Source organism: Mesorhizobium sp. M6A.T.Cr.TU.017.01.1.1 (assembly GCF_004023115.1).
GTDB classification, from domain to species: Bacteria; Pseudomonadota; Alphaproteobacteria; order Rhizobiales; family Rhizobiaceae; genus Mesorhizobium; species Mesorhizobium mediterraneum.
Genome location: NZ_RZTA01000287.1, coordinates 1 through 489, shown reverse-complemented (window position 1 = coordinate 489; position 489 = coordinate 1). Strand labels below are relative to the sequence as shown.

The window sequence follows — 489 nt, the reverse complement described above, 5'->3', positions numbered from 1 at the left end:
AACGGCTGGCTGGCCGACAAATGCGTTGCCTAATGCCAAGGCGCGTCGGCATCCCGAACAGGGTGAGCGCACGATCTGGGACGTATTCGAAGAAGAACGCGCCAGCTTCATTCCCTATGCCGGTCGCTTCGACGGCTACCATTGCATTCCCGCGTCGGTGTCGAAGACCTGCACGGTGCGCTTCGACAACAACAAATACTCGGTGCTGTCGAGCGCCGTCGGTCGGCCGGTCGAGATCCATGCTTATGCCGACCGCATCGTCATCCGCCAGGATGGCGCGGTCGTCGGCGAGCACGCACGCTCTTTCGACCGCGACGAGGTCGTCTACGATCCCTGGCACTACGTGCCGGTGCTGGCCCGCAAACCGGACGGCCTGCGCAACGGCGCGCCTTTCCGGGAATGGGTTCTGCCATCAGCCATGGAGAAGGTGCGCCGCAAGCTAGGGGCGGCCGATGACGGCGACCGGCAGATGGTGTCGATCCTCACCTG

At 64.0% G+C, this 489-nt stretch carries 1 pseudogene; it reads left to right on the top strand.

The features are described from left to right. Nucleotides 1-489, top strand: a pseudogene (locus EOB36_RS34030) (IS21 family transposase); the annotation flags it as partial.